Here is a 19,394-nt window from a genome sequence, read left to right on the forward strand (position 1 = left end):
TTGGTCGGCACGCAGGGTCACCGCTGCAACATTGACCGGTGACCCATCAGTCCAGACCGGATGTGCTCCAACGGTCCAATTCCCGCCTGGAAGCTGGATTGTGGCTCCTGCTGGGTTACCGCTTTCAGTTGAGGTTGAAAAGGATGGTGAAAGTAGTAAAGCCGTCGGTACTCCCGCATTAGTCCCCTTGGTAAGATACGAGTGGCCGGCTGAGTTGAGGACCAGGCGTGGCCCCACAGCAGTCTGAACGTTTGACTGTGGCCATGCCGCAAGCACTAGGACGCCGACAAGCATGAGATGATAATGACGGTTGGTCATAACTTTGCCTCCTATATCGAAATTATCGAAATGAACGCCTCCATTGTACCCGCTTCGCCATCCTCAGTCTCGGCATTTCGTCTTCATTTTTGCGGCATATCTATTAGACTTGAAGCATAGATTCAACCTCTGAGTTAAACCATTCAGCAGTCCTTGAACGAGTTTCAATAAGTGCTCCTCAATCGCCGATGAGTCAGGCATCATTTCTCCGCTCTTCGATCAAATAACTGAACGGTCAGCGAACCACCTTCCTCAGGCGCTGATTCTGATTTCTTCGCGCAAAATCTTATCCCAGCCATGATCGCGCTACAGCAGCTTTTTCACTACCACTTGCCACCTGATACCTTTGCGCCGATGCCGACTTGGCTAACGGTTCGCTTTCTGGGGTCGGTCAACACGGCTCGATTGCTTTAGTCAACATCGTTATTCATAAGCTATGAAGGGTGCTTTCAGCGTCTTGGGATCAGGGTTTCACCATCCGAGTTTACTCTGCCAGTCAGCATCATGACGAAGCTGGAGTATGATGGCCGATGACTGTGACTTTTTCTTTCAGCCTTTTGATACCGTCGCGGAGGGTGCGTTCAATGCTATGGCGCAACATGGGCCGCAATAGACGAGCCACCATCGTGCGCTTCGTGCTGAATTGGACAGACCAGCGCAGGCGAGTACCAGAACCACTCGGTTCCAACTGAATCTCGCCGATCATAGTCTTAATGGTTTTGGGCAAGCCGGAGACAGAGTAGACCAGTAGCTTGTTTGTTTCCTGATGCAGAACAGTGAGCAATCCTTTGGTGGATTTGGAATCAAAATCCCGAACGGCTGACCAAACACGTTCGGGCGGCGCGGCCACCAGCGTGACCAGCTCGATGCGGGACGTGACATTGGAGCGGGAGTGGCCGGTCGTTCTGTTTTGTACTGTGCTCACAGCAACGGTCATCTTCTCACCTTGCAGCAAAGAACTCAAGTCGAATTAGGCGATTTGCGGCTGTGAGGAACCGGATAAGCTGCCACGGCGCCGGCCCAGGAGCAATTTTCTCAATTTGAGACGCGCTTTGTGAAGTTGCGATTTCGAGGTTCCGGCGCTGATGTGGAGTTTCTCGGCGATTTCTTCGTGCTCATAGCCTTCAATATCGTGCAACACCAGCACGTTGCGATAGCCGGTGGGAAGCTGCGCGATAGCGCGTTCCAAAGCCATTCGATCAATCAGCGAGATTTCATTTCGCTGATCATGCGGATCAACTTCAGCCAGGCTTTGCAGCGAGTCATCTTCGACCGCCTCTTCCCGGTGTTTGCGCTGCTCGCGGCGCAGGTGCATGAGCACCGTGTTGACCGTCATGCGATAGAGCCATGTGGCCAGCGCAGCGTCTCCTTGGAACGTGCCGATTTTGCGGTGCAGTTGCACGAACACGTCTTGCGTGACGTCTTCAGCGTCGGTTGGGTTTCCCAGCATGCGCAAGCACAATGAATAGACCTTGCGCGAGTGGGTTCGATAGATCATTTCAAAAGCGGCCTCATCACCAGCGGCCGAGGCCTGAGCCAGAGCGAAATCGGACATAGGTAATGTGGCTTCAAGTGTCATAGTTGGCATCCTCTGTTTGAATGAAGTTTTCTGACCTGATTTTGCTGCGCCAGCCAGTAAGCTGACAACGAACGCGACCTCTTGTTCCGCAAGGAGTGAACATAACAGGGAGCTCCTGCCAGTAAACCTTCAGCGAGCGAGAATATGATGAAAGCAAACACCAAACTCATCCTGGCAGAAGATCGGCCCTGACCCAATGAAGCTGGGCATTGGACGATGGCTCGGCCACAAGCTCGTGTAGGTTTCATGTCGTGACGTGGACTGGGCAATGGTCGCTTCATGTTCTCTCCTCTTGTTTTGAGCCGTCATTCTTTTTGCAACCGGCGTGCCGTGAATGTTGAGCTTCGCCCAGTTGCCTCAGGTTCGACCTGTAACCGGCAGAAAACACGTCTTGTTGGCGTCATGATCCGTGCCTTCATGAGGTTGTTACTTTGTATTGCGCTTTGATTCATAGCGACACCCTAACAACGTTTTTCGTGTGTCTTGGTTCCGAAATCGTATTACGTGGCGCGTGGCCAGATTGGTTTTCTTGAGAGCCAGTTGGCCAGGCCTTGGCCGCATGAGCACAATGAGCAATGAAGCGACTCGGTCCTCATCATGATTCATGATGGGCGCGGTCCGAGTCGCAGATTGTTCCCGTCTGGTTGGTGCGTGGTTAGTCGTTGATCGCGGCCGTGAGAGCCTCGTGGAAGATGTTCACAGCGCAGTCTACTTGTTCGTGATCAATGATCAGGGGAGGGGAAAATCGAATGGTTGAAGCGCCAGCGCCGATGACAATCAACCCTCGCCGGAAACACTCTTGCACAATCCGGTCACGCAGCGCCTTGTCGGGCTCCAGCGTTTGACGATTTTTTACAAATTCTACGCCGATCATCAGACCTAATCCACGAACGTCGGCGATACGTTCATGAAATGAAACCGCAAGCGAGCGAAGCCGCTCAAGCAGATACTGACCAACGACCCGACAGTTTTCCATGATGCCTTCTTCGAGTAACTGAATTGTCGCGCGGGCAGCCGCCAATGCGACCGGATTGCCGCCGAACGTGGAGGCATGCGCGCCTTCGTGCCATGCCATCAGTTCGGCGCGGGCCACTGTTGCGCCGAGCGGCAACCCCGAAGCAATACCTTTGGCGATGGTGATGATGTCGGGAACGAAGTCGAAGTGCTCGCAGGCAAAGAAACGGCCGGTCCGTCCCATGCCCGATTGAACTTCGTCAGCAATGATCAGGATGCCATACTTCTGGCGCAGATCGTTCAATTGCTCAAAGAATTTCTTTGGCGGGACGATGTAGCCACCCTCACCCTGAATCGGTTCGACCACAATGGCGGCGACCTCTTCAGGCGGCACGGTGGTCTGAAATAACAGGTCTTCGACAACCCTCAGGCATTCGACCCGGCAGGTTTCCACGCGTTGTCCGTAGGCACAGCGCACGCAATGTGCATAAGGGATATGGGTGACGTCCAGCAGTTGGCGGCCAAAGCCACGACGTTGCGCTGTCTTGCTAGCCGTCAACGAGAGCGCGCCAAGCGTTCGACCATGAAAGGCGCCATGAAAGGCGATGAACTTATCACGTTTGGTTGCATAGCGGGCGACCTTCAACGCTGTCTCGATGGCTTCCGCGCCGGAATTGCCAAAGTGGACGCGTTTGGCAAACTCTCCGGGCGTGATCGTTGCAAGCGTTTCGGCGACTGTTGGGAGCAGATCGTAATAGTAATCGGCAGCGCCAATGTGGAGGAATTGAGCCGCTTGCTCACTGATCGCTTGAACGACTCTGGGATGTGAATGGCCTGTTGCGCAAACAGCGATGCCGGCGTTGAAATCGAGGAAGTAGTTGCCGTCCACATCTTCGATGATCGCGCCAGACCCTCGTTTGATGACAAGTGGGAACGGGCGGGTGTAAGACGGCGAGATCATGCGAGCGTCTCTTTGCAGGATGGCCTGAGCGTGGGGTCCGGGCAGTTGTGTTTGAATGCAAGGAAATTTCCTATCAGGTTGCATCGTTGTACCTCCCTCTAACAAGCATTAACGCAGCATTCAAGAAATGCTCAGTGGGTGAGCAAACAGAAGGGAACAGACAGAAGCGAGGTTAATCGGCAAAGAGATTTCGCCGCGCGAAGCGAGGTGTAGAACTTAAGCGGGACCGTTCCATCATGGAGATCACCAATTTCCGGTTGTGGCCGTTTCGAGCCGGCTCGGTCGCGGCTCCGGCTCGATCGGTCTGACTGGTTGGTTTATTCCTCGCGTTTCTCAGCGCCCCGACCGGCGATTTCTCCCAGGCTGGCCAATCGCCCGGAGTCATCATTGACCGTATAGGATGTTGGCTCGGCTTTTTCGACTGCCGCGCGGGTTGACAGGCCGATTCGCCGTTGGCTGGGATCAAGCTTGAGAATGCGGAAATCGTACTCCTGCCCGATCTGGACGACATCTTCAGGTTTCTCCACGCGCTCTTCGGACAGTTCCGAGATATGGCAGAGCCCTTCCACGCCGCTGCCTAAATCCACGAACACGCCGAAGTTCACCACCCGCGCAATTTTGCCTTTGACAATATCGCCCGGCCGGTGAGTCGCGAAAAAGACCTCCCATGGGTCCGGTTCAAGCTCTTTCATGGAAAGGCTCAGCTTGCGGTTGTTGTAGTCAATGTGTTGGATGACGACTTCCACCTCTTGTCCTTTTTTCAACACATCCGACGGGTGCTTAACTTTTTGGCGAGAGATGTCAGAGACGTGCACCAACCCTTCGATACCTTTTTCGACTTCAACAAACGCGCCAAAATCGGTCATGCCACGGACGATGCCTTTCAGGCGCGTGCCCGGCGAATGGGTTTCGGCAAAGAGTTTCCACGGGTCTGGTTCCAGTTGCCGCAAGCTGAAACTCAAGCGCCGTTCTTTGGCATCGGCGCCAATCACTTCCACCATCACTTGGTCGTCAACCTTGACATACTTGGAGGGATGTTTGAGCCGCTTATCCCAGCTCATCTCAGAGACGTGAATGAGTCCTTCGATGCCTTCCTCCAGTTCCACAAAGGCGCCGTAGTTGACGATGCGCGTGACTCTGCCAAGAATGCGCGAGCCGACGGGATAGCGTTCGCTGATCGTGTCCCAGGGGTCTGGCAAGAGCTGTTTGAGTCCCAAATTGATTCGTCCCGCCTCGCGATCGAGTTTGAGGATTTTCAATTGGAGGATGTCGCCGACCTTCACCAAGTCCTTGGCATGTTGCACGCGCTTCCAGGCCATATCGGTGATATGGAGCAAGCCGTCAACGCCGCCCAGATCAATGAAAGCGCCATAATCGGTCAGGCTCTTAACGCGGCCTTGTACGATGTAGCCTTCCTCCAGGCTGTTCATCACTTCATTGCGTTTGGCAGCTTGTTCTTCTTCCAACAGTGCGCGGCGGGAGATGACAATGTTGGCCTGCTTTCTATTCAGCTTAATGATCTTCGCCTCAATGTCTTTGCCTTGCCAGCTTTCCGGGTTGCGCACTTGATGCAGGTTCAGTTGGCTGGCCGGTAAGAACGCTTCCACACCGCCAAGGTTGACTTTGAACCCGCCCTTGACGCGCTCCACGATACGACCTTTGACAGGCGCTCCGCTTTCAGCCGCTTTTTCGATCTGTCCCCACATCTGTTTCTGCAGGGCTTCCTTGTAGGAGAGTCGAATGTAGCCATCTGGCGCGTCCAGCTCTTTGACCACAACCGGGATTTCCGAGCCGACGCTCACCTCTTGCATGCTTTCTTTGATCTCCGCAGCCGGAACAATACCCTCGGTTTTGAAGCCGACATCAACAAATGCGGCGTCATCTCTCAAGGCGATCAACCGACCAGTGATCATCTGACCAACCTTGATGCTCGAGGCCTGCTCCTCCATGGCCTCCAGCATGTCCCCAAACGTTTGATCTGAGAACGATGGTTCTGTTGTGGCCTCCGCTGAAGCGGACAGCTCATTGGTTGGCGTCTCTGCCACAGCCGCCGGGCTGGCGCCAACAGCTTCATTCGTGGACGCAGGACCGGAACCGGGCGGCGGCACTTCAGGACCTGCGCTTTGATTCAAATTATCTAGCGACATCCAAAACACCTCTTGCCTAAAAGATTCACAACGCTTTTGGCAGCGTCGTGCTACAAATCCTGTAGAGCTTGCGTTTATAAGTTCATGCTTTGAAAGGCTCAACTCTATACGTCGTGTCTGAAGTTGTCAAGCTCACTGCCGCCTGTGAACTTCTGGTTCAGTTTTCTTGCTTGCGGGCGCGAGTGATTCACAGGAATCGCCCATGTGTTATCACACGCCACGAAGGATGAAAATGGAGCACAGGCAGGAATACTTGTGCCACATTCTCACAGGATCGCCCATGTGTTATCACACGCCACGGAAAATACAATTCTTTCGTGAGGTTCGTGTGTTTCGTGGGCTATTTTCAGAGGAGCGGGGCACGCACAGCCCGAACTGCACAGCAACCATCACTCGGTCACGATGCGGTACCTACTGTTGATTGCGCCGGGCCGGCGCGGTGCAGGGAATTGAAGGGAAGCGTCGTCACCAATCCGAAACTAACAATGGCTAGGCCGAGCGTCGTTAACATGCCGATGATGGGTAGGGAAAAGATGATGGCAAAGGTCCCCATGCCATATAGCAGTGCGTTGATTGTAGAACGGTCGCGCCCGTGCCGGAATCGTTGCTGCACCCAGCGTCCAACTAACAAGTGCATGGCCAGGCTGCCGAAGAAATAGACGCCCAGTAGCACCAGCGAGGCGAACAACGTCAATGAAGCCGCTACTTCGACAGGCAATGTGCGAACCAACAGAAACAAGCCGACAACAAACAACATCGCGCTGAGCAAGCCAACGACACCGATGTTGACAGCTCGGTGTTTCAGCACATGGATGGCCCGATTCAGTTGTGTCGGCATGATAGCGATCAGCAGCAAGGCGATCAAGAAATAAAACAAAAGGCCGAGGATGCGCTGACCTACATAAAGCGCCGACAGTTGTGGCAGGAAGAGCCGCCGCCACGGCCGTTGAAAGGCATCGCGAAGGTAGTCGCCATACTCGCGGATGACGATTTTCTGCGCTTGTGGGTTGAGCGGCCTGGCCTCCGGCGTCTGGATGTAATCGCCGCCGACAACGATCACGTCGCCGCCAATGTATCCGCCGTTGCGTTGCGTGATCGAACCGCCAATGACCGTTGCGTCTCCATGCACGCGGCCTTCAATGGTGGCGTCGTTGCCCAGCACCAGCAGACTGCCATTGACCTGACCCAGCACATGCAGCGGTCGCCCCCGCACGACAATATCGGAAACGGTTTCATCGGCGCGCACAATCACCGGCTCAACAGCCGGTGATTGTGCGTAGACAGGGAGGGAATAGGACAGGAGACAAACAAGAACAATACTGCAACGTCGTCGGCAGCTCATGGTGTCTCAGGAGGGGCATCGAACTTCATGACCGTGCGCGCCAGCGCCAGACTCAATATGGCAGCCAACGTCAGCGCGAATAAGAGCCAGACCGGCATCTGGCCCGACAAGTCGTGCGCCATGCCAAGCGTGACAAACGAAAGACCCTTGAAAAATACCACCGCCATGTTCCAGACAACGGAGCCGATGGCTTCGATGCCGGTCAGCAGTTCCATCAGGTAGTTACTGACGACATCAAATCGTAGAAACGCGACCGCCATAAGCCCCAGTGTGACGGCGGCCCGCAACGCGCGGCGTCGTTCAGCTTGCTGTTGAAAGGTCGTTGTTAAGTCGCCGTAGGCACGGTTCAAGATAGCTTGCTCCAGCCAAGCCGGCGGTTCCTTTTCGGCAAGGACAGCGTCAAGTTCAGCCAGCAGCGTTTGGTATGCTCGCATGAGCTTGGCGCAGTGCGCGCAGTGCGAGAGGTGACGCTGCACCTGCTCGCGCTCAGCGCCATGCAACTGGCCGTCCACATACAGGTAGATGCTCTCAGTTGTGCAGTTCATTCGATTCCATCAATCCCCAGTTGAATGATTTTTTGGCGAATCGCTTCGCGAGCGCGGAACAACCGATTTTTCACTGTTCCCATCGGCAGCCCCGTGACCTGAGCGATTTCTTCATATTCCAGCTCGGCCACGTGGCGTAAGATGATGATCTGCCGGTACGGCACGGGCAATTGCGCGATCGCTTGTTCGATAAGCGCTCGTCGCTGATTGAAAATGGTCTGCTGCTCTGGCGAAGGTTCATGGGAGATGGCTTCCAACAAACCTTCGTGCGGCTCATCCTTCAGCGCGTCTAAGGAGAGCTCACCGTGCTGCCGGCGCAAATAGTCAATCGTGTGATTGGAGGCGATCTTGAACAGCCAGGTGGTGAATTTGTACCGCTCGTCGTACTTGTCGAGGGCGGTATAGACTTTGAGAAAAACTTCCTGCGTTAAGTCCAACGCTGTTTCGTAGTCGTTGACCATTCGATAAATGAACTTGGTCACCGGACGATGATAGCGATGGACGATCTGCTCAAACGACTGCTTTTCGCCGCCAACCGCGCGCGTCATCATCTGCTGATCGCTATACCTCATAGCGATGGACGCCACCGTACTCATACGCTCAGGCCGTTGGGTGGTACGCAAGAGGCCATGAAATGTTTCGCCTCGGCCGACCCTTCTTTCAAGCCTGGTAAACGATCTTGCCGGCGACAATCGTGGTTTTGACAGCCCCCGTGAGCGTCCAGCCGTGAAACGGCGAATTTCGGCTCTTTGATTTGAATCGGTTCCGATCAATCGTCACCGTGCGCTGTGGATCAATGATGGTGACATCAGCCACGCTGCCAACGCGGAGCGAGCCGCGATCAAGTCGGACAATCCGTGCCGGGTTGGTTGAGAGCAACTGGACAAGTCGAGCCAGCGAAATATGCCCCCGATGCACCAACCGATCCAGCGCCAAACTGACGGCTGTTTCCAAACCGATGATGCCAAAGGCTGCCTGATCAAATTCCAGCATTTTCTCATCGTCATGATGGGGAGCATGGTCAGTGGCGATAGCATCAACCGTGCCATCGGCCAGACCTTCGATAAGAGAGTCAACGTCACGTTGTGTGCGCAGGGGCGGCGACATCTTCATGTTGGTGTCATAGCCGACCACCGCTTCCTCGGTGAGTGTGAAGTGATGAGGTGTCACTTCGCAGGTGACGCTGAGTCCTTTCTGTTTGGCGCGGCGCACAAGCTCCAGCGAACCGGCTGTACTCAGGTGAGCGATATGGACGTGCGCGCCGGTTGCTTCGGCCAGCACAATGTCGCGTGCGACGTGAACCTCTTCGGCGGCAGCCGGCATGCCGCGCAGCCCTAACATGGTCGAATAAAATCCTTCATTCATGACGCCGCCGGCGGACAGATGGAGGTCCTGGCAATGGTCAATCACGGGAATGCCCAGTTGACAGGCGTATTCCATTGCTCGACGCATCACGTTGGCGTTCATCACCGGACGCCCGTCATCGCTGATGGCGACGGCGCCGGCGGCGACCATCTCGCCGATCTCGGCCAGCGACTCGCCATGGGATTGATGAGTAATCGCTCCCACAGGGAAGACATTCACGATCGCTTTTTCACGAGCCTGATCAATGATGTATCGCGTGATCGCCGCATGATCGTTGACCGGCGCTGTGTTTGGCATCGCGCATACGGAGGTGAACCCGCCAGCGGCAGCCGCTTGCGCGCCCGTTTCAATCGTCTCTTTGTACTCCTGCCCTGGCTCGCGCAAATGCACGTGAAGATCAATGAAGCCAGGCGCGACGATGCACCCACTGGCATCCAGGCATTCAGCTTCGGGACAGGAAATCCGTTTCTCAATTCGGGCGACGCGGCCATCTTCAATCAGAATGTCACAGTCGGATTCGACGGATTGACTCGGATCAATCAATCTTCCGTTTTGAATGAGCAGTTTCATGGGGTTTACAATGGGCATCAATCATAGGGTCGAACACAGTGAGGGTCAAGCCGGTGGTCAACTGACTGAGTGACGCATCTTGGCCGTGCGGCGTTCCAGTTGCTTGACGCTGATGAGCAAGCTTGCTACTCTAGCCAACTTGCAAGCGACACACGATGTGACACGGCAGAGAGCATGATCGAAGAAGAAGTATTAGGCAAAGCCTATGACGCGCGATTGATGCGCCGGCTGATCCGGTACCTGCGGCCCCATCGGTTGATTGTGTTGAGCGCCGTGTTGATTATCCTGGTGCAATCTGTTGTGGAGTTGGCCGGGCCTGCCCTGACGGTGGTTGCTGTTGATCTGTTCATCAAGCAGGAGCCGGCTGCGTCGCTCAGCCTTGTTTCGGCCACCGCTCAGCGCCTCATCGGTGGGCTGGGCATTGAGCTAAGTCGCGCCGAGGGAGTGAATCTGGCCGGGGCGCTCTACCTGGCGACGCTCATTCTGGGCTTTGTGCTTTATTACTGGCAGACGGTGCTGGTGCAGACGCTCGGCCAGCGCGTGATGTACGACCTGCGTGAGCAAATCTTCGGCCACTTGCAGCGGGTAGATGTTGCTTTCTACGATCGCAATCCGGTCGGACGCTTGATGACGCGGCTAACCAACGATGTGGATGCGCTGAATGAATTGTTCACGGCTGGTGTGGTAGCGGCCTTTCAAGATGTCTTTGCGTTGGTCGGCATTGTCGTGCTCATGTTCGTGTTGAATTGGAAACTGGCGCTGGTGGCGTTTGCTGTGATACCGATGTTGGTGGCAGTCACGGTCTGGTTCAAGATTCGGGCGCGTCAATCCTATCGCAAAGTGCGCGCGCGCATGGCTCGCATCAATGCCTTCCTGCAAGAACATCTGAGCGGCATGGCGACTGTTCAACTCTTCACGCGCGAGCGTCAAGCGATGGAACAATTCGATCGCATCAATGCCGATCATCGTCAGGCCAATATCGAATCCATTTTCTATTACGGCGTCTTCTTTCCGGCGATCGAATTGATCAGCGCCATCGGCATCGCGTTGATCATCTGGTATGGCGGCGGTCAGGTGATTCAACAGGAGCTGACGATCGGCGCGCTGATCGGCTTCATTCAACTCTCACAACGATTCTTCCGACCCATTAGCGATCTGAGCGAGAAATACAATATCCTCCAATCGGCGATGGCTTCGTCCGAGCGCATCTTCACGTTGCTCGACACGCCGGTCGCGGTGACCTCGCCACCCAATGGCTATCAACCGGCCACGGTGCGTGGTCATATCGAATTTCGCCATGTCTGGTTTGCCTATCAGGATGAAGATTGGGTTTTGCGTGATGTCTCGTTTGAAGTCAGGCCGGGCCAACGCCTGGCTATCGTCGGACACACCGGGGCCGGCAAAACAACTATCACCAATCTACTGCTGCGGTTTTATGATATTCAGCAAGGTCAGATTCTGCTGGATGGCGTGGATATTCGTCAGTGGGACCTGAGGACGCTGCGTCGCGCCTTCGCCATCGTGCTGCAGGATACCTTTCTGTTCACCGGCACGATTGAATCAAACATACGGCTTGGTCAAGAGCTACCGCGCGAGCGCGTGCAGCAGGCCGCGCGTGACGCGCGCGCGCATGAGTTCATCCGGCAACTGGACGGCGATTATCAGGCCGAAGTCAAAGAACGTGGCGCCACACTCTCCACTGGTCAGAAACAGTTAATCGCGTTTGCTCGCGCATTGGCCTTTGATCCAACCGTCTTGATTCTGGACGAAGCAACCGCCAACATTGATACGCAAACAGAGCTACTCATCCGCGATGCACTCGACCGATTGCTTGAAGGACGCACCAGCATCATCATTGCTCATCGCTTATCCACCATTCAGCATGCCGACCAGATTCTGGTGTTGCACAAGGGGCGCGTGCGCGAAATCGGCACGCACGAAGAGCTGCTCAGGCAGCGTGGCATTTACTATCGGCTTTATCAATTGCAGTACAAGGATCAAGAAATGCCTTTGGTAGGCGATTAGAAAACATAGAGAGCATGAGCAGGTGAGACAGATGAGTCCATGTTTGCATGATTACTTGGTGGGCGATTAGAAAAATAGACAGACATCGTGGCCTGACGATATAATCAGTTGGCCAAACGGACAGATTCTTATGGAACGACATCTCGTTGAGCAGATTCGCATTCACTACGATCTGTATGTGCCGCCGAACTATTCCAAGCGCCGCAAGTATCCATTGCTCATCGGCCTGCACGGCTATGGCGGCAACAAAGACGCCATGATGCGATTGATGCGTCGGATCAATGAGACGGATTGGTTGATCGCTTCTGTTCAGGGGCCTAATGCGTTCATTATTCCACCAGGCCATTACTCCAAAGACACGAAGACGGGCTTTGGCTGGGCTGCCCACTATAAACACGAAGAGGCGGTCGCGCTGCACCACGAGATCATTCTGGATTTAGTCGAGGATGTCAGCGCCGATTATTCGGTGGATAAGAAACGATTATTCCTGCTGGGCTTTTCCCAATCGGTCGCGCTCAATTACCGGTTCATCGGCACCTATCCGAATTACATTCGTGGCGTCATTGGTGTGTGTGGGGGCATTCCGGGCGATCATCAGCGGGTGAATTATCTGGTAGCCGACACAGAAGTGTTGCACATCGCCACTGATCAGGACGAATTTTACCCGTTGGACCGTGTCAAGACGTTTCTCCCCTGGCTAGAACAGCACGCGCTCTCAGCCGAGTTGAAAATCTATAAGGATAAACACACCTTCCCACGTCGCGCGCTCAGTTACATTCGCCGATGGATTCGTGAGCGAATCTGATGACGGCACGGGAGCAGGCCAACCCACAGCCACCTTCAAGGTGAAAGAGCCGACGTATAACCACGCCGGCAGGTTGAATTCAATGGCTGAAGAAAAACCTCAGTATCTGCACCATCGAGCGCGGCTCCGCCAGCGATTTGAAAAGACAGGCGCCGACGGCTTTCATGATTATGAGCTATTGGAATTATTGTTGACGTATGCCATACCGCGCAGGGATGTCAAACCTATCGCCAAGCGCCTCATCGAGCATTTTGGCAGCCTGGCCGGCGTGCTCGATGCGAGCCAACGAGAATTGCAACGCGTCGCTCAAATGGGACCTGCTTCAGCCGTCTTGATTCGGCTGGTCAAAGAGATGTGCGGCCAGTACCTCGCTCAGCGACTGGTCGCCTCCGATGTGCTGTCTTCACCTCGTGCTGTGACCGACTTCGCCCGCATGAAACTAGCCGGCTTGTCCCACGAAGCCTTCATGGTCATCTACTTGAACACGCAAAATGGCGTCATTCATTACGACGTGATTCATGAAGGGACGATTGATCATGCCGTCGTTTACCCCCGGCGTATCTTTGAAGCAGCTCTGAGCTGTCATGCCAGCGGACTCATCCTCGTTCATAATCATCCCAGTGGTCGAGTCCACCCTTCAGAAGAAGATAAGCGACTGACGCGCTCGTTAGCTGAGGCCGCGCGAGCCCTCGACATACGCATCTTGGATCATATCATCGTCGGCAAAGAGGGCTATTTTAGCTTTGCCGAGAACCATCTGCTGTCTGTAAGTTGAAAAATAAAGTGGGTTAGCCCGTTCCTCGCTGTGTCATCACCGGTGGCTGTTAGAGATAATAAACTTTTCTCGTTTACGATAATAAACCTTTTTGGCTTGTGCCGTATCTAAGAGCACGTGACGACGATTTTGAATTTCCTGGAGGCATCATGAAACGGATTCTTAGTTACTATTTTGCTGGACTGATGATCGTGACGGGGATATGGCCGGCTCAAGCCAGTCAAACCCGACCCTTTTTCGATGTGAGCCAATTTCGTGGCGCGCGATTTGTGCCCGGGCGCGTGCTGGTCAAGTATCGTGGCGAGGCAGCGGTTCGGCTGGTTCATTTGCCAGCCGGTGAGGACGTGATGGGTCGGTTGCAATCGCTCTCGTATGACGCGCGCGTCGAGTATGCCGAGCCGGATTTGATTTACACGATTGACAAAGTTTCTAATGATCCGCGGCAGGCTGAGCTGTGGGGCATGCGTGCGGTCCGCGCAACCGACGCATGGGAGATCACAACTGGAAGTCAAGATGTAGTCGTGGCCGTCACTGATACAGGGATTGACTACACTCATCCGGATTTGAGTGACAACATGTGGCGTAATCTTGGCGAGGTTCCCAACAACGGTCGGGACGATGATTTTAACGGTTATGTTGATGACTATTACGGTTGGAACGGTTACAGCAACAACGGTCATCCCCTTGACGACAATGATCACGGCACGCATGTAGCCGGCACCATCGGCGCAGTTGGCGACAACAATGCGGGCGTTGTGGGTGTCAATTGGCGCGTGAAACTGATGGCCTTGAAGTTTCTCGGTTCGGATGGTTCGGGCTCGTTGTCTGACGCTATCGAAGTGATCAATTATACTATTTTCATGAAGCAGCGCGGCGTCAACATTGTGGCGATCAATGCCAGTTGGGGTGGTGGCGGTTATTCGCGGACGCTGGAGGAAGCTATTGATCGAGCAACGGCAGCCGGCATCTTGTTTGTCGCGGCCGCTGGCAATGACAGCACGTCGGCAATTGAATATCCCGGTGGTTATAGGAATGCATTGGCCGTCGCAGCCGTGGAAATGGACGGTCAGACGCTGGCCAGTTTTTCGAATTACGGGAGTTGGGTTGACGTGGCGGCGCCGGGGCGCTCAATCTTGAGCACGGTTCGCGGCAATCGTTATGCGAGCTTCAGTGGCACTTCGATGGCCACGCCCCATGTAGCTGGATTGGCCGGTTTGCTTGCCTCGGTGGCGCCGCTGTCTGTTCAACAACTGCGCCAGGCCATTGAGAACCACGTGCGCGTCGTTCCCAGCTTGCAAGGCAGGGTGCAAACAGGCGGTCTGATTGATGCGGCTGCGTCGGTGGGCAGCTTAAGTAGTAGTCCGCCGCCTCCGCCCACACCCAGTCAGAATACGCCGCCGACGGTCACGCTTGCGGCCAGCTCGACCACTGTGAATGCCGGCACGCCGGTCAACATTACGGCCACCGCGTTTGATCCTGACCAAGACCCATTGACCTACCAGTGGCAAACGTCAGGCGGTCAGATTCAGGGGCAAGGCAGTGCTGTGACGCTCAATACCAGCGGCATCAGTTCATCTGCTGGGACGCCCGTTCCCGTGACTGTTCAGGTGCTCGTGTCTGATGGTCGTGGCGGCTTCGCTCAAAATCAGGTCGTCATTAACGTCACGCCGCAAGCGGCTCCGGCAGCGAAATTCTCGTTGCAAATCACGCCAGCCTCGCAATCCATTCGGAGCGGTCGCGTGCTGTACGCTATTCAGATCACGCGGACGCAGGACTATCAAAACGGTGGGGCGAAGTTGGACCCGATCGTGCTGAACAATCAGGATGAAGTCTTTGCTGTCGTTGTCACGCCGCGTCCGCGCAAAGGCAAACAACCAACCACGGCGACTATGTATGTATCGCTGTTGACGGCCCGACCATCTGCGTCGGAGTACCGATTGCAGGTCAAAGGAACGGATGACTTTGGTGGCGAAGTCCTATCCAACATCGTCACCGCCACGCTCCCGTAACGACGCAGCCCAGCCAGGGTGAACTTCTTCACCCTCCATAACCGTGGCGACTGGCCGGCCGACTCCCGACCGGCCACCGCCACGGGTTCTCTCCGCCACAGAGGCCGCCGACGCACGGCAAACAATAACAACAACACGGTGCGTTCGGCGCCTCTGTTTTTTATTCGCCGTCCCGCGGTTGAACCTATGGCTTTGTGGTGAGCACGTTCAGTAATTCCGTCTTGGAGATTGGTTTGGTCAAGACGGTTTCGATGCCGGTGCGAGCCCGCTCATCATCGGTCAGTGGGCCTGGCCAGCCAGTGATCAGAATGATCCGGGTCTGCGGACTGTTCGCTTTGATGTGTTCAGCTAGCTCCAATCCGTTCATGCCCGGCATGCCACGGTCTGTGAGCACTACATCAAACGTTTCTTCTGAACATCTCTTTAATGCTTCGGCGCCGTTGGTGGCCGTTTGGCAGGTGTAGCCATGACGGATCAGAATCAATGATAAAGTGCGGCATACATCCTCTTCGTCATCCACAATCAAGATGTTCATCATCGGCCTCGCGTGAAGCACTGTAGCATGAAGCTGGCGCGTTCACAACCGGTTTGCATGCACGCTGAAGCTGCTCAACAAGGTCGCGGACCTGTAGCATGAAGCCGGCGCATTCATAACCGGATTGCTGCTTGTAGCCCTGCCGGAATTGCGATATGATGCCAACTCTGTATGGACCTGATCAATCCACCGGCATGGGCTGCTGCCAAGGGCTATAACAACGCAACCAAAGCACGAGCTGGACAGATCATTTGCATTGCCGGCCAGATCGCCTGGGATGAGCATCAGCAGATTGTCGGTCACGGTGACATGGTGCGACAGTTTGATCAGGCATTGGCCAATGTTTTAACAGTGTTGACTGAAGCGGGCGGACGGCCTGAGCATCTGGTTCGATTGACGCTGTTCGTCACCGAAAAGGAGGCGTACCGGCGGTCTGTTCGCGAGATTGGAGAGGTCTACCGCCGCCGCATGGGTAAGCATTTTCCGGCGATGACGTTGGTGGAAGTCAGCAGCTTACTCGAAGACGATGCGATGATCGAAATCGAAGCGATGGCCGTCATCGAGTCAGAATGATGTAGCGAAGCCAAGGATCAGGCGGCTTTGAGTTTTCAGGGAGGCACGGATGGGAGCGTTGGAATTCATTCAGCCAAAGACATTTTTGTACCAAGAAGAGCAGGCCGTGGCTACGATCACATTGAACCGGCCGTCAACGCTCAACGCGCTGACGTTTGAAACCTACGCCGAGTTGCGTGATCTGTTTGAAGCGTTGCAATCGCGCGATGACATTCGTGTGGTCGTCATCACTGGTCAGGGGCGTGGCTTTTGTTCGGGCGGTGATGTCAACAGCATCATCGGCCAGTTGTTCAATCGAGACATGCGTGGTTTGTTGGAGTTTACGCGGATGACCTGTGATCTGGTCAAAAACATTCGCCTGTTGCGCAAGCCTGTCATTGCTTCGCTCAATGGCGTGACGGCGGGCGCCGGCGCTGTGATTGCGTTGGCCTGCGACCTGCGGATCGCCGCCGAGACGGCCAAGATCGCCTTTCTGTTTGTTAAGGTCGGCCTGTGTGGCGCTGATATGGGAGCAGCCTATCTGCTGCCGCGCGTGATTGGTTTGAGCCGCGCGACGGAATTGCTCTACACCGGCGATTTCATCAGCGCGCAACAGGCTTACGAATTTGGTTTATACAATCGCGTGGTGAAACCCGAAGAGCTGGAAAGCGAAACAGTGGCATGGGCGCGCAAGCTCGCTGACGGCCCGGCGTTTTCCATCGGCATGACCAAGGAGATGCTCAATCGTGAGCTGAACCTGGATTTGTTGACGGCGTTGGAAGCCGAAGCGCAGGCGCAAGCCCTTTGCATGTTCAATCCCGATTATCGCGAAGCGTATGAAGCGTTCGTGGAAAAACGCGCGCCACGATTCAATCAAAAGTGAACATGGAGCAGGAACCTTTTTTCAGTGACCATCATCACGAACTCGCTATGGCGGTCAAGGCGTTTGTTGAGCGCGAGGTTGAACCGCGCGCGCAGGAAGACGAGCATGAGAACGAACGAGCACGCGCGTTTGTGCAGTTAATGGCCAGGGAGAAGCTGCTTGAATATGTTGTGCCGGATGCCTACGGCGGGAGGTTTCCTCAACTCGATGTGCGCGCGTTGTGCCTGATTCGCCAAGGATTGGCCTACGGATCAGGCCTCGCTGATACGATGTTTGCCATGCAGGGGCTGGGCAGTTATCCGATCACGTTGGCCGGCAGCGAGCCGTTGAAACGGCGCTATCTGCCGCGTGTCGTCAGCGGTGACGCGATTATGGCTTTTGCTTTAACCGAGCCTGAAGCAGGATCAGATGTGGCGGCGCTGCAATCGGTGGCGCAGCGTGATGGTGATCACTACGAGCTCAGCGGCGTCAAGACGTTCATCTCCAATGCTGGCTTGGCTGATGCCTACGTCGTCTTTGCCAAGACGACCGCCGACGTCGGCCACAAGGGCATTTCGGCGTTTGTGGTTGAGCCAACAATGGTCGGCTTCATCGTTGAGAAATCCTTGCCGCTGCTGGCGCCTCATCCCATCGGGGTCATCCGCTTGGATCGCTGCCGTGTGCCCTGCGAACATCGGCTTGGTGAAGAAGGTCAAGGCTTCAAAATTGCCATGCAGACGCTCGATCTCTTTCGTGCGACGGTGGCGGCGGCGGCCGTGGGCATGGCCCAGCGGGCGCTCGATGAAGCGATTTCCTATAGTCGGCAGCGTGTCCAGTTTGGCCGTCCACTCTGTGATTTTCAAGGGATTCAATTCAAACTGAGCGACATGGCCACAGAACTGGATGCCGCGCGATTGTTGGTCTATCGCGCCGCCTGGAAAAAAGATCAAGGCGCCGAGCGCGTGACGCGCGAAGCAGCAATGGCAAAACTCTATGCCACCGAAGCAGCGCAGCGCATCATTGATCAAGCCGTGCAGATTCATGGCGGCAACGGCGTGGTCAGAGGATTTGCCGTCGAACGTCTCTATCGTGAGATTCGCGCCCTGCGCATCTACGAAGGAACGTCAGAGATTCAGAAGCTCGTTATTGCTCGCCAGCTTTTGAATCAAACCGAAGCGAGCCAACCACGGCTCGACCGAGAATGAGGTGACCGATGAGCGAGTCATATCAACCTGAACTGACGTATGGCGACTACTTAAAGGTACCGGAATTACTGCGGCTGCAGGTCTGTCTCTCGGAACCGGCGCATCACGACGAATTGCAATTTATCATTGTCCATCAGGTTTACGAGCTGTGGTTCAAGTTGATCCTGCACGAATTGGATGAGGCGCTCGCGCGACTGCAACAAGACGACGTGCGCACAGCTATTCGCCTGATGCGACGGGTCGTTGCCATTCAGAAGGTGCTGGTGCAACAGATTGATGTGCTCGAGACGATGCGGCCTGTGGATTTTCTCGGATTTCGCAACAACCTCAAGCCAGCCAGCGGATTTCAATCCTGGCAATTTCGCGAGATCGAATTTCTGGCCGGCTGCAAGGATGCCGCTTTTCTCCACCATCACGAGGGTGATCCGGTGGCGTTAGCCCACTTGCAGCGTCGTTGGCATGAGCCGTCGTTGCGTGATGTATTCTTTGATCTGTTGCGTCGTCGCGGATTTGAGCTTCCGCCGGGAAGCCAGTTTGAGGGGGATGCACAACAGCAGTGCGTCGAACAGCTCCTGCGCATTCTGGCCGAGCCGGACCGCTACGATGACCTTTACCAGCTCTGTGATGTGATCGTCGAATTTGATGAACACGTTGCGCTCTGGCGTGACCGACATGTGCGCATGGTGGAACGGATGATCGGCAAGAAAACAGGCACCGGCGGGAGCGAAGGCGTGCTCTATTTGCAAGCGACGCTCGGAAAGAAATTTTTTCCTGAGCTCTGGGAGGCGCGAACGGCGCTTGATATAAACGGGAACCATTGCCCCTACGGCCACCGATGACGAGGT

17 protein-coding genes are annotated in these 19,394 nt (G+C 55.1%); 8 read left to right on the plus strand and 9 right to left on the minus strand.

What is annotated here, in order from left to right; translation table 11 throughout:
* Window positions 1–820 precede the first annotated feature (820 nt).
* The 8 genes from NZ823_18340 to NZ823_18375 all read right to left on the minus strand — a co-directional run bounded on the left by NZ823_18340 (window position 821) and on the right by NZ823_18375 (window position 9,781).
* A complete protein-coding gene (locus tag NZ823_18340) occupies window positions 821–1,255 on the minus strand; it encodes an SRPBCC family protein (protein ID MCS6807085.1) in 435 nt (144 codons plus the stop codon).
* A 33-nt stretch (window positions 1,256–1,288) separates the two neighbouring features.
* Entirely contained in the window at window positions 1,289–1,897 is a 609-nt protein-coding gene (locus NZ823_18345) for an RNA polymerase sigma factor (protein MCS6807086.1), read from the minus strand.
* Window positions 1,898–2,552: 655 nt separating this feature from the next.
* Entirely contained in the window at window positions 2,553–3,896 is a 1,344-nt protein-coding gene (locus NZ823_18350) for an acetyl ornithine aminotransferase family protein (GenBank protein MCS6807087.1), read from the minus strand.
* 233 nt (window positions 3,897–4,129) lie between these two features.
* The gene (locus NZ823_18355; protein MCS6807088.1) at window positions 4,130–5,959 is read right to left on the minus strand and encodes a 30S ribosomal protein S1; all 1,830 of its coding nucleotides are present in this window, start codon (window positions 5,957–5,959) and stop codon (window positions 4,130–4,132) included.
* A gap of 397 nt (window positions 5,960–6,356) precedes the next feature.
* Window positions 6,357–7,301 (minus strand): hypothetical protein, encoded by a 945-nt coding sequence (locus NZ823_18360; protein ID MCS6807089.1) that lies wholly within the window; start codon window positions 7,299–7,301, stop codon window positions 6,357–6,359.
* The gene (locus tag NZ823_18365) at window positions 7,298–7,846 is read right to left on the minus strand and encodes an anti-sigma factor (GenBank protein ID MCS6807090.1); all 549 of its coding nucleotides are present in this window, start codon (window positions 7,844–7,846) and stop codon (window positions 7,298–7,300) included. Before NZ823_18365 ends, NZ823_18360 begins: the two co-directional genes overlap by 4 nt.
* On the minus strand, window positions 7,843–8,418 hold the full coding sequence (locus NZ823_18370; GenBank protein ID MCS6807091.1) for a sigma-70 family RNA polymerase sigma factor: 576 nt from the start codon (window positions 8,416–8,418) through the stop codon (window positions 7,843–7,845). The genes NZ823_18365 and NZ823_18370 overlap by 4 nt, the downstream gene beginning before the upstream one ends.
* A gap of 88 nt (window positions 8,419–8,506) precedes the next feature.
* Window positions 8,507–9,781, minus strand: a complete 1,275-nt coding sequence (locus tag NZ823_18375; protein MCS6807092.1) for a dihydroorotase — start codon at window positions 9,779–9,781, stop codon at window positions 8,507–8,509.
* A 174-nt stretch (window positions 9,782–9,955) separates the two neighbouring features.
* Here NZ823_18375 and NZ823_18380 point away from each other — a divergent pair, with 174 nt between their 5' ends.
* The 4 genes from NZ823_18380 to NZ823_18395 all read left to right on the plus strand — a co-directional run bounded on the left by NZ823_18380 (window position 9,956) and on the right by NZ823_18395 (window position 15,395).
* Window positions 9,956–11,806: an ABC transporter ATP-binding protein/permease gene (locus NZ823_18380; GenBank protein MCS6807093.1), complete on the plus strand. Its 1,851-nt coding sequence runs from the start codon at window positions 9,956–9,958 to the stop codon at window positions 11,804–11,806.
* 130 nt (window positions 11,807–11,936) lie between these two features.
* Entirely contained in the window at window positions 11,937–12,611 is a 675-nt protein-coding gene (locus NZ823_18385; GenBank protein MCS6807094.1) for a hypothetical protein, read from the plus strand.
* An 82-nt stretch (window positions 12,612–12,693) separates the two neighbouring features.
* Window positions 12,694–13,386: a DNA repair protein RadC gene (gene radC, locus NZ823_18390; protein ID MCS6807095.1), complete on the plus strand. Its 693-nt coding sequence runs from the start codon at window positions 12,694–12,696 to the stop codon at window positions 13,384–13,386.
* 149 nt (window positions 13,387–13,535) lie between these two features.
* Window positions 13,536–15,395 (plus strand): S8 family serine peptidase, encoded by a 1,860-nt coding sequence (locus NZ823_18395; GenBank protein ID MCS6807096.1) that lies wholly within the window; start codon window positions 13,536–13,538, stop codon window positions 15,393–15,395.
* A gap of 184 nt (window positions 15,396–15,579) precedes the next feature.
* On the opposite strand, the gene NZ823_18400 is transcribed toward NZ823_18395, so the two are convergent.
* Window positions 15,580–15,933: a response regulator gene (locus NZ823_18400; GenBank protein MCS6807097.1), complete on the minus strand. Its 354-nt coding sequence runs from the start codon at window positions 15,931–15,933 to the stop codon at window positions 15,580–15,582.
* A gap of 168 nt (window positions 15,934–16,101) precedes the next feature.
* Here NZ823_18400 and NZ823_18405 point away from each other — a divergent pair, with 168 nt between their 5' ends.
* The 4 genes from NZ823_18405 to NZ823_18420 are packed head-to-tail and all read left to right on the plus strand — an operon-like array spanning window position 16,102 to window position 19,388.
* Window positions 16,102–16,503: a RidA family protein gene (locus NZ823_18405; protein ID MCS6807098.1), complete on the plus strand. Its 402-nt coding sequence runs from the start codon at window positions 16,102–16,104 to the stop codon at window positions 16,501–16,503.
* Between the two features lie 49 nt (window positions 16,504–16,552).
* Complete coding sequence (locus tag NZ823_18410; GenBank protein MCS6807099.1) at window positions 16,553–17,365, plus strand: enoyl-CoA hydratase family protein; 813 nt, start codon at window positions 16,553–16,555, stop codon at window positions 17,363–17,365.
* 2 nt (window positions 17,366–17,367) lie between these two features.
* Window positions 17,368–18,549, plus strand: a complete 1,182-nt coding sequence (locus NZ823_18415; protein MCS6807100.1) for an acyl-CoA dehydrogenase family protein — start codon at window positions 17,368–17,370, stop codon at window positions 18,547–18,549.
* Window positions 18,550–18,557: 8 nt separating this feature from the next.
* Window positions 18,558–19,388, plus strand: coding sequence for a tryptophan 2,3-dioxygenase family protein (locus tag NZ823_18420; protein MCS6807101.1), 831 nt, complete (start codon window positions 18,558–18,560; stop codon window positions 19,386–19,388).
* Window positions 19,389–19,394: the final 6 nt, after the last annotated feature.

The sequence above is a fragment of the Blastocatellia bacterium genome (genome assembly GCA_025054955.1).
Classification (GTDB): domain Bacteria; phylum Acidobacteriota; class Blastocatellia; order HR10; family J050; genus JANWZE01.

Excerpts from the sequence above, each read along its gene's own strand:
- NZ823_18340 (MCS6807085.1), bottom strand. The coding sequence starts at position 1,255 with ATGACCGTTGCTGTGAGCACAGTACAAAACAGAACGACCGGCCACTCC.
- NZ823_18345 (MCS6807086.1), bottom strand. The coding sequence starts at position 1,897 with ATGACACTTGAAGCCACATTACCTATGTCCGATTTCGCTCTGGCTCAG.
- NZ823_18350 (MCS6807087.1), bottom strand. The coding sequence starts at position 3,896 with ATGCAACCTGATAGGAAATTTCCTTGCATTCAAACACAACTGCCCGGA.
- NZ823_18355 (MCS6807088.1), bottom strand. The coding sequence starts at position 5,959 with ATGTCGCTAGATAATTTGAATCAAAGCGCAGGTCCTGAAGTGCCGCCG.
- NZ823_18360 (MCS6807089.1), bottom strand. The coding sequence starts at position 7,301 with ATGAGCTGCCGACGACGTTGCAGTATTGTTCTTGTTTGTCTCCTGTCC.
- NZ823_18365 (MCS6807090.1), bottom strand. The coding sequence starts at position 7,846 with ATGAACTGCACAACTGAGAGCATCTACCTGTATGTGGACGGCCAGTTG.
- NZ823_18370 (MCS6807091.1), bottom strand. The coding sequence starts at position 8,418 with ATGAGGTATAGCGATCAGCAGATGATGACGCGCGCGGTTGGCGGCGAA.
- NZ823_18375 (MCS6807092.1), bottom strand. The coding sequence starts at position 9,781 with ATGAAACTGCTCATTCAAAACGGAAGATTGATTGATCCGAGTCAATCC.
- NZ823_18380 (MCS6807093.1), top strand. The coding sequence starts at position 9,956 with ATGATCGAAGAAGAAGTATTAGGCAAAGCCTATGACGCGCGATTGATG.
- NZ823_18385 (MCS6807094.1), top strand. The coding sequence starts at position 11,937 with ATGGAACGACATCTCGTTGAGCAGATTCGCATTCACTACGATCTGTAT.
- radC (MCS6807095.1), top strand. The coding sequence starts at position 12,694 with ATGGCTGAAGAAAAACCTCAGTATCTGCACCATCGAGCGCGGCTCCGC.
- NZ823_18395 (MCS6807096.1), top strand. The coding sequence starts at position 13,536 with ATGAAACGGATTCTTAGTTACTATTTTGCTGGACTGATGATCGTGACG.
- NZ823_18400 (MCS6807097.1), bottom strand. The coding sequence starts at position 15,933 with ATGATGAACATCTTGATTGTGGATGACGAAGAGGATGTATGCCGCACT.
- NZ823_18405 (MCS6807098.1), top strand. The coding sequence starts at position 16,102 with ATGGACCTGATCAATCCACCGGCATGGGCTGCTGCCAAGGGCTATAAC.
- NZ823_18410 (MCS6807099.1), top strand. The coding sequence starts at position 16,553 with ATGGGAGCGTTGGAATTCATTCAGCCAAAGACATTTTTGTACCAAGAA.
- NZ823_18415 (MCS6807100.1), top strand. The coding sequence starts at position 17,368 with ATGGAGCAGGAACCTTTTTTCAGTGACCATCATCACGAACTCGCTATG.
- NZ823_18420 (MCS6807101.1), top strand. The coding sequence starts at position 18,558 with ATGAGCGAGTCATATCAACCTGAACTGACGTATGGCGACTACTTAAAG.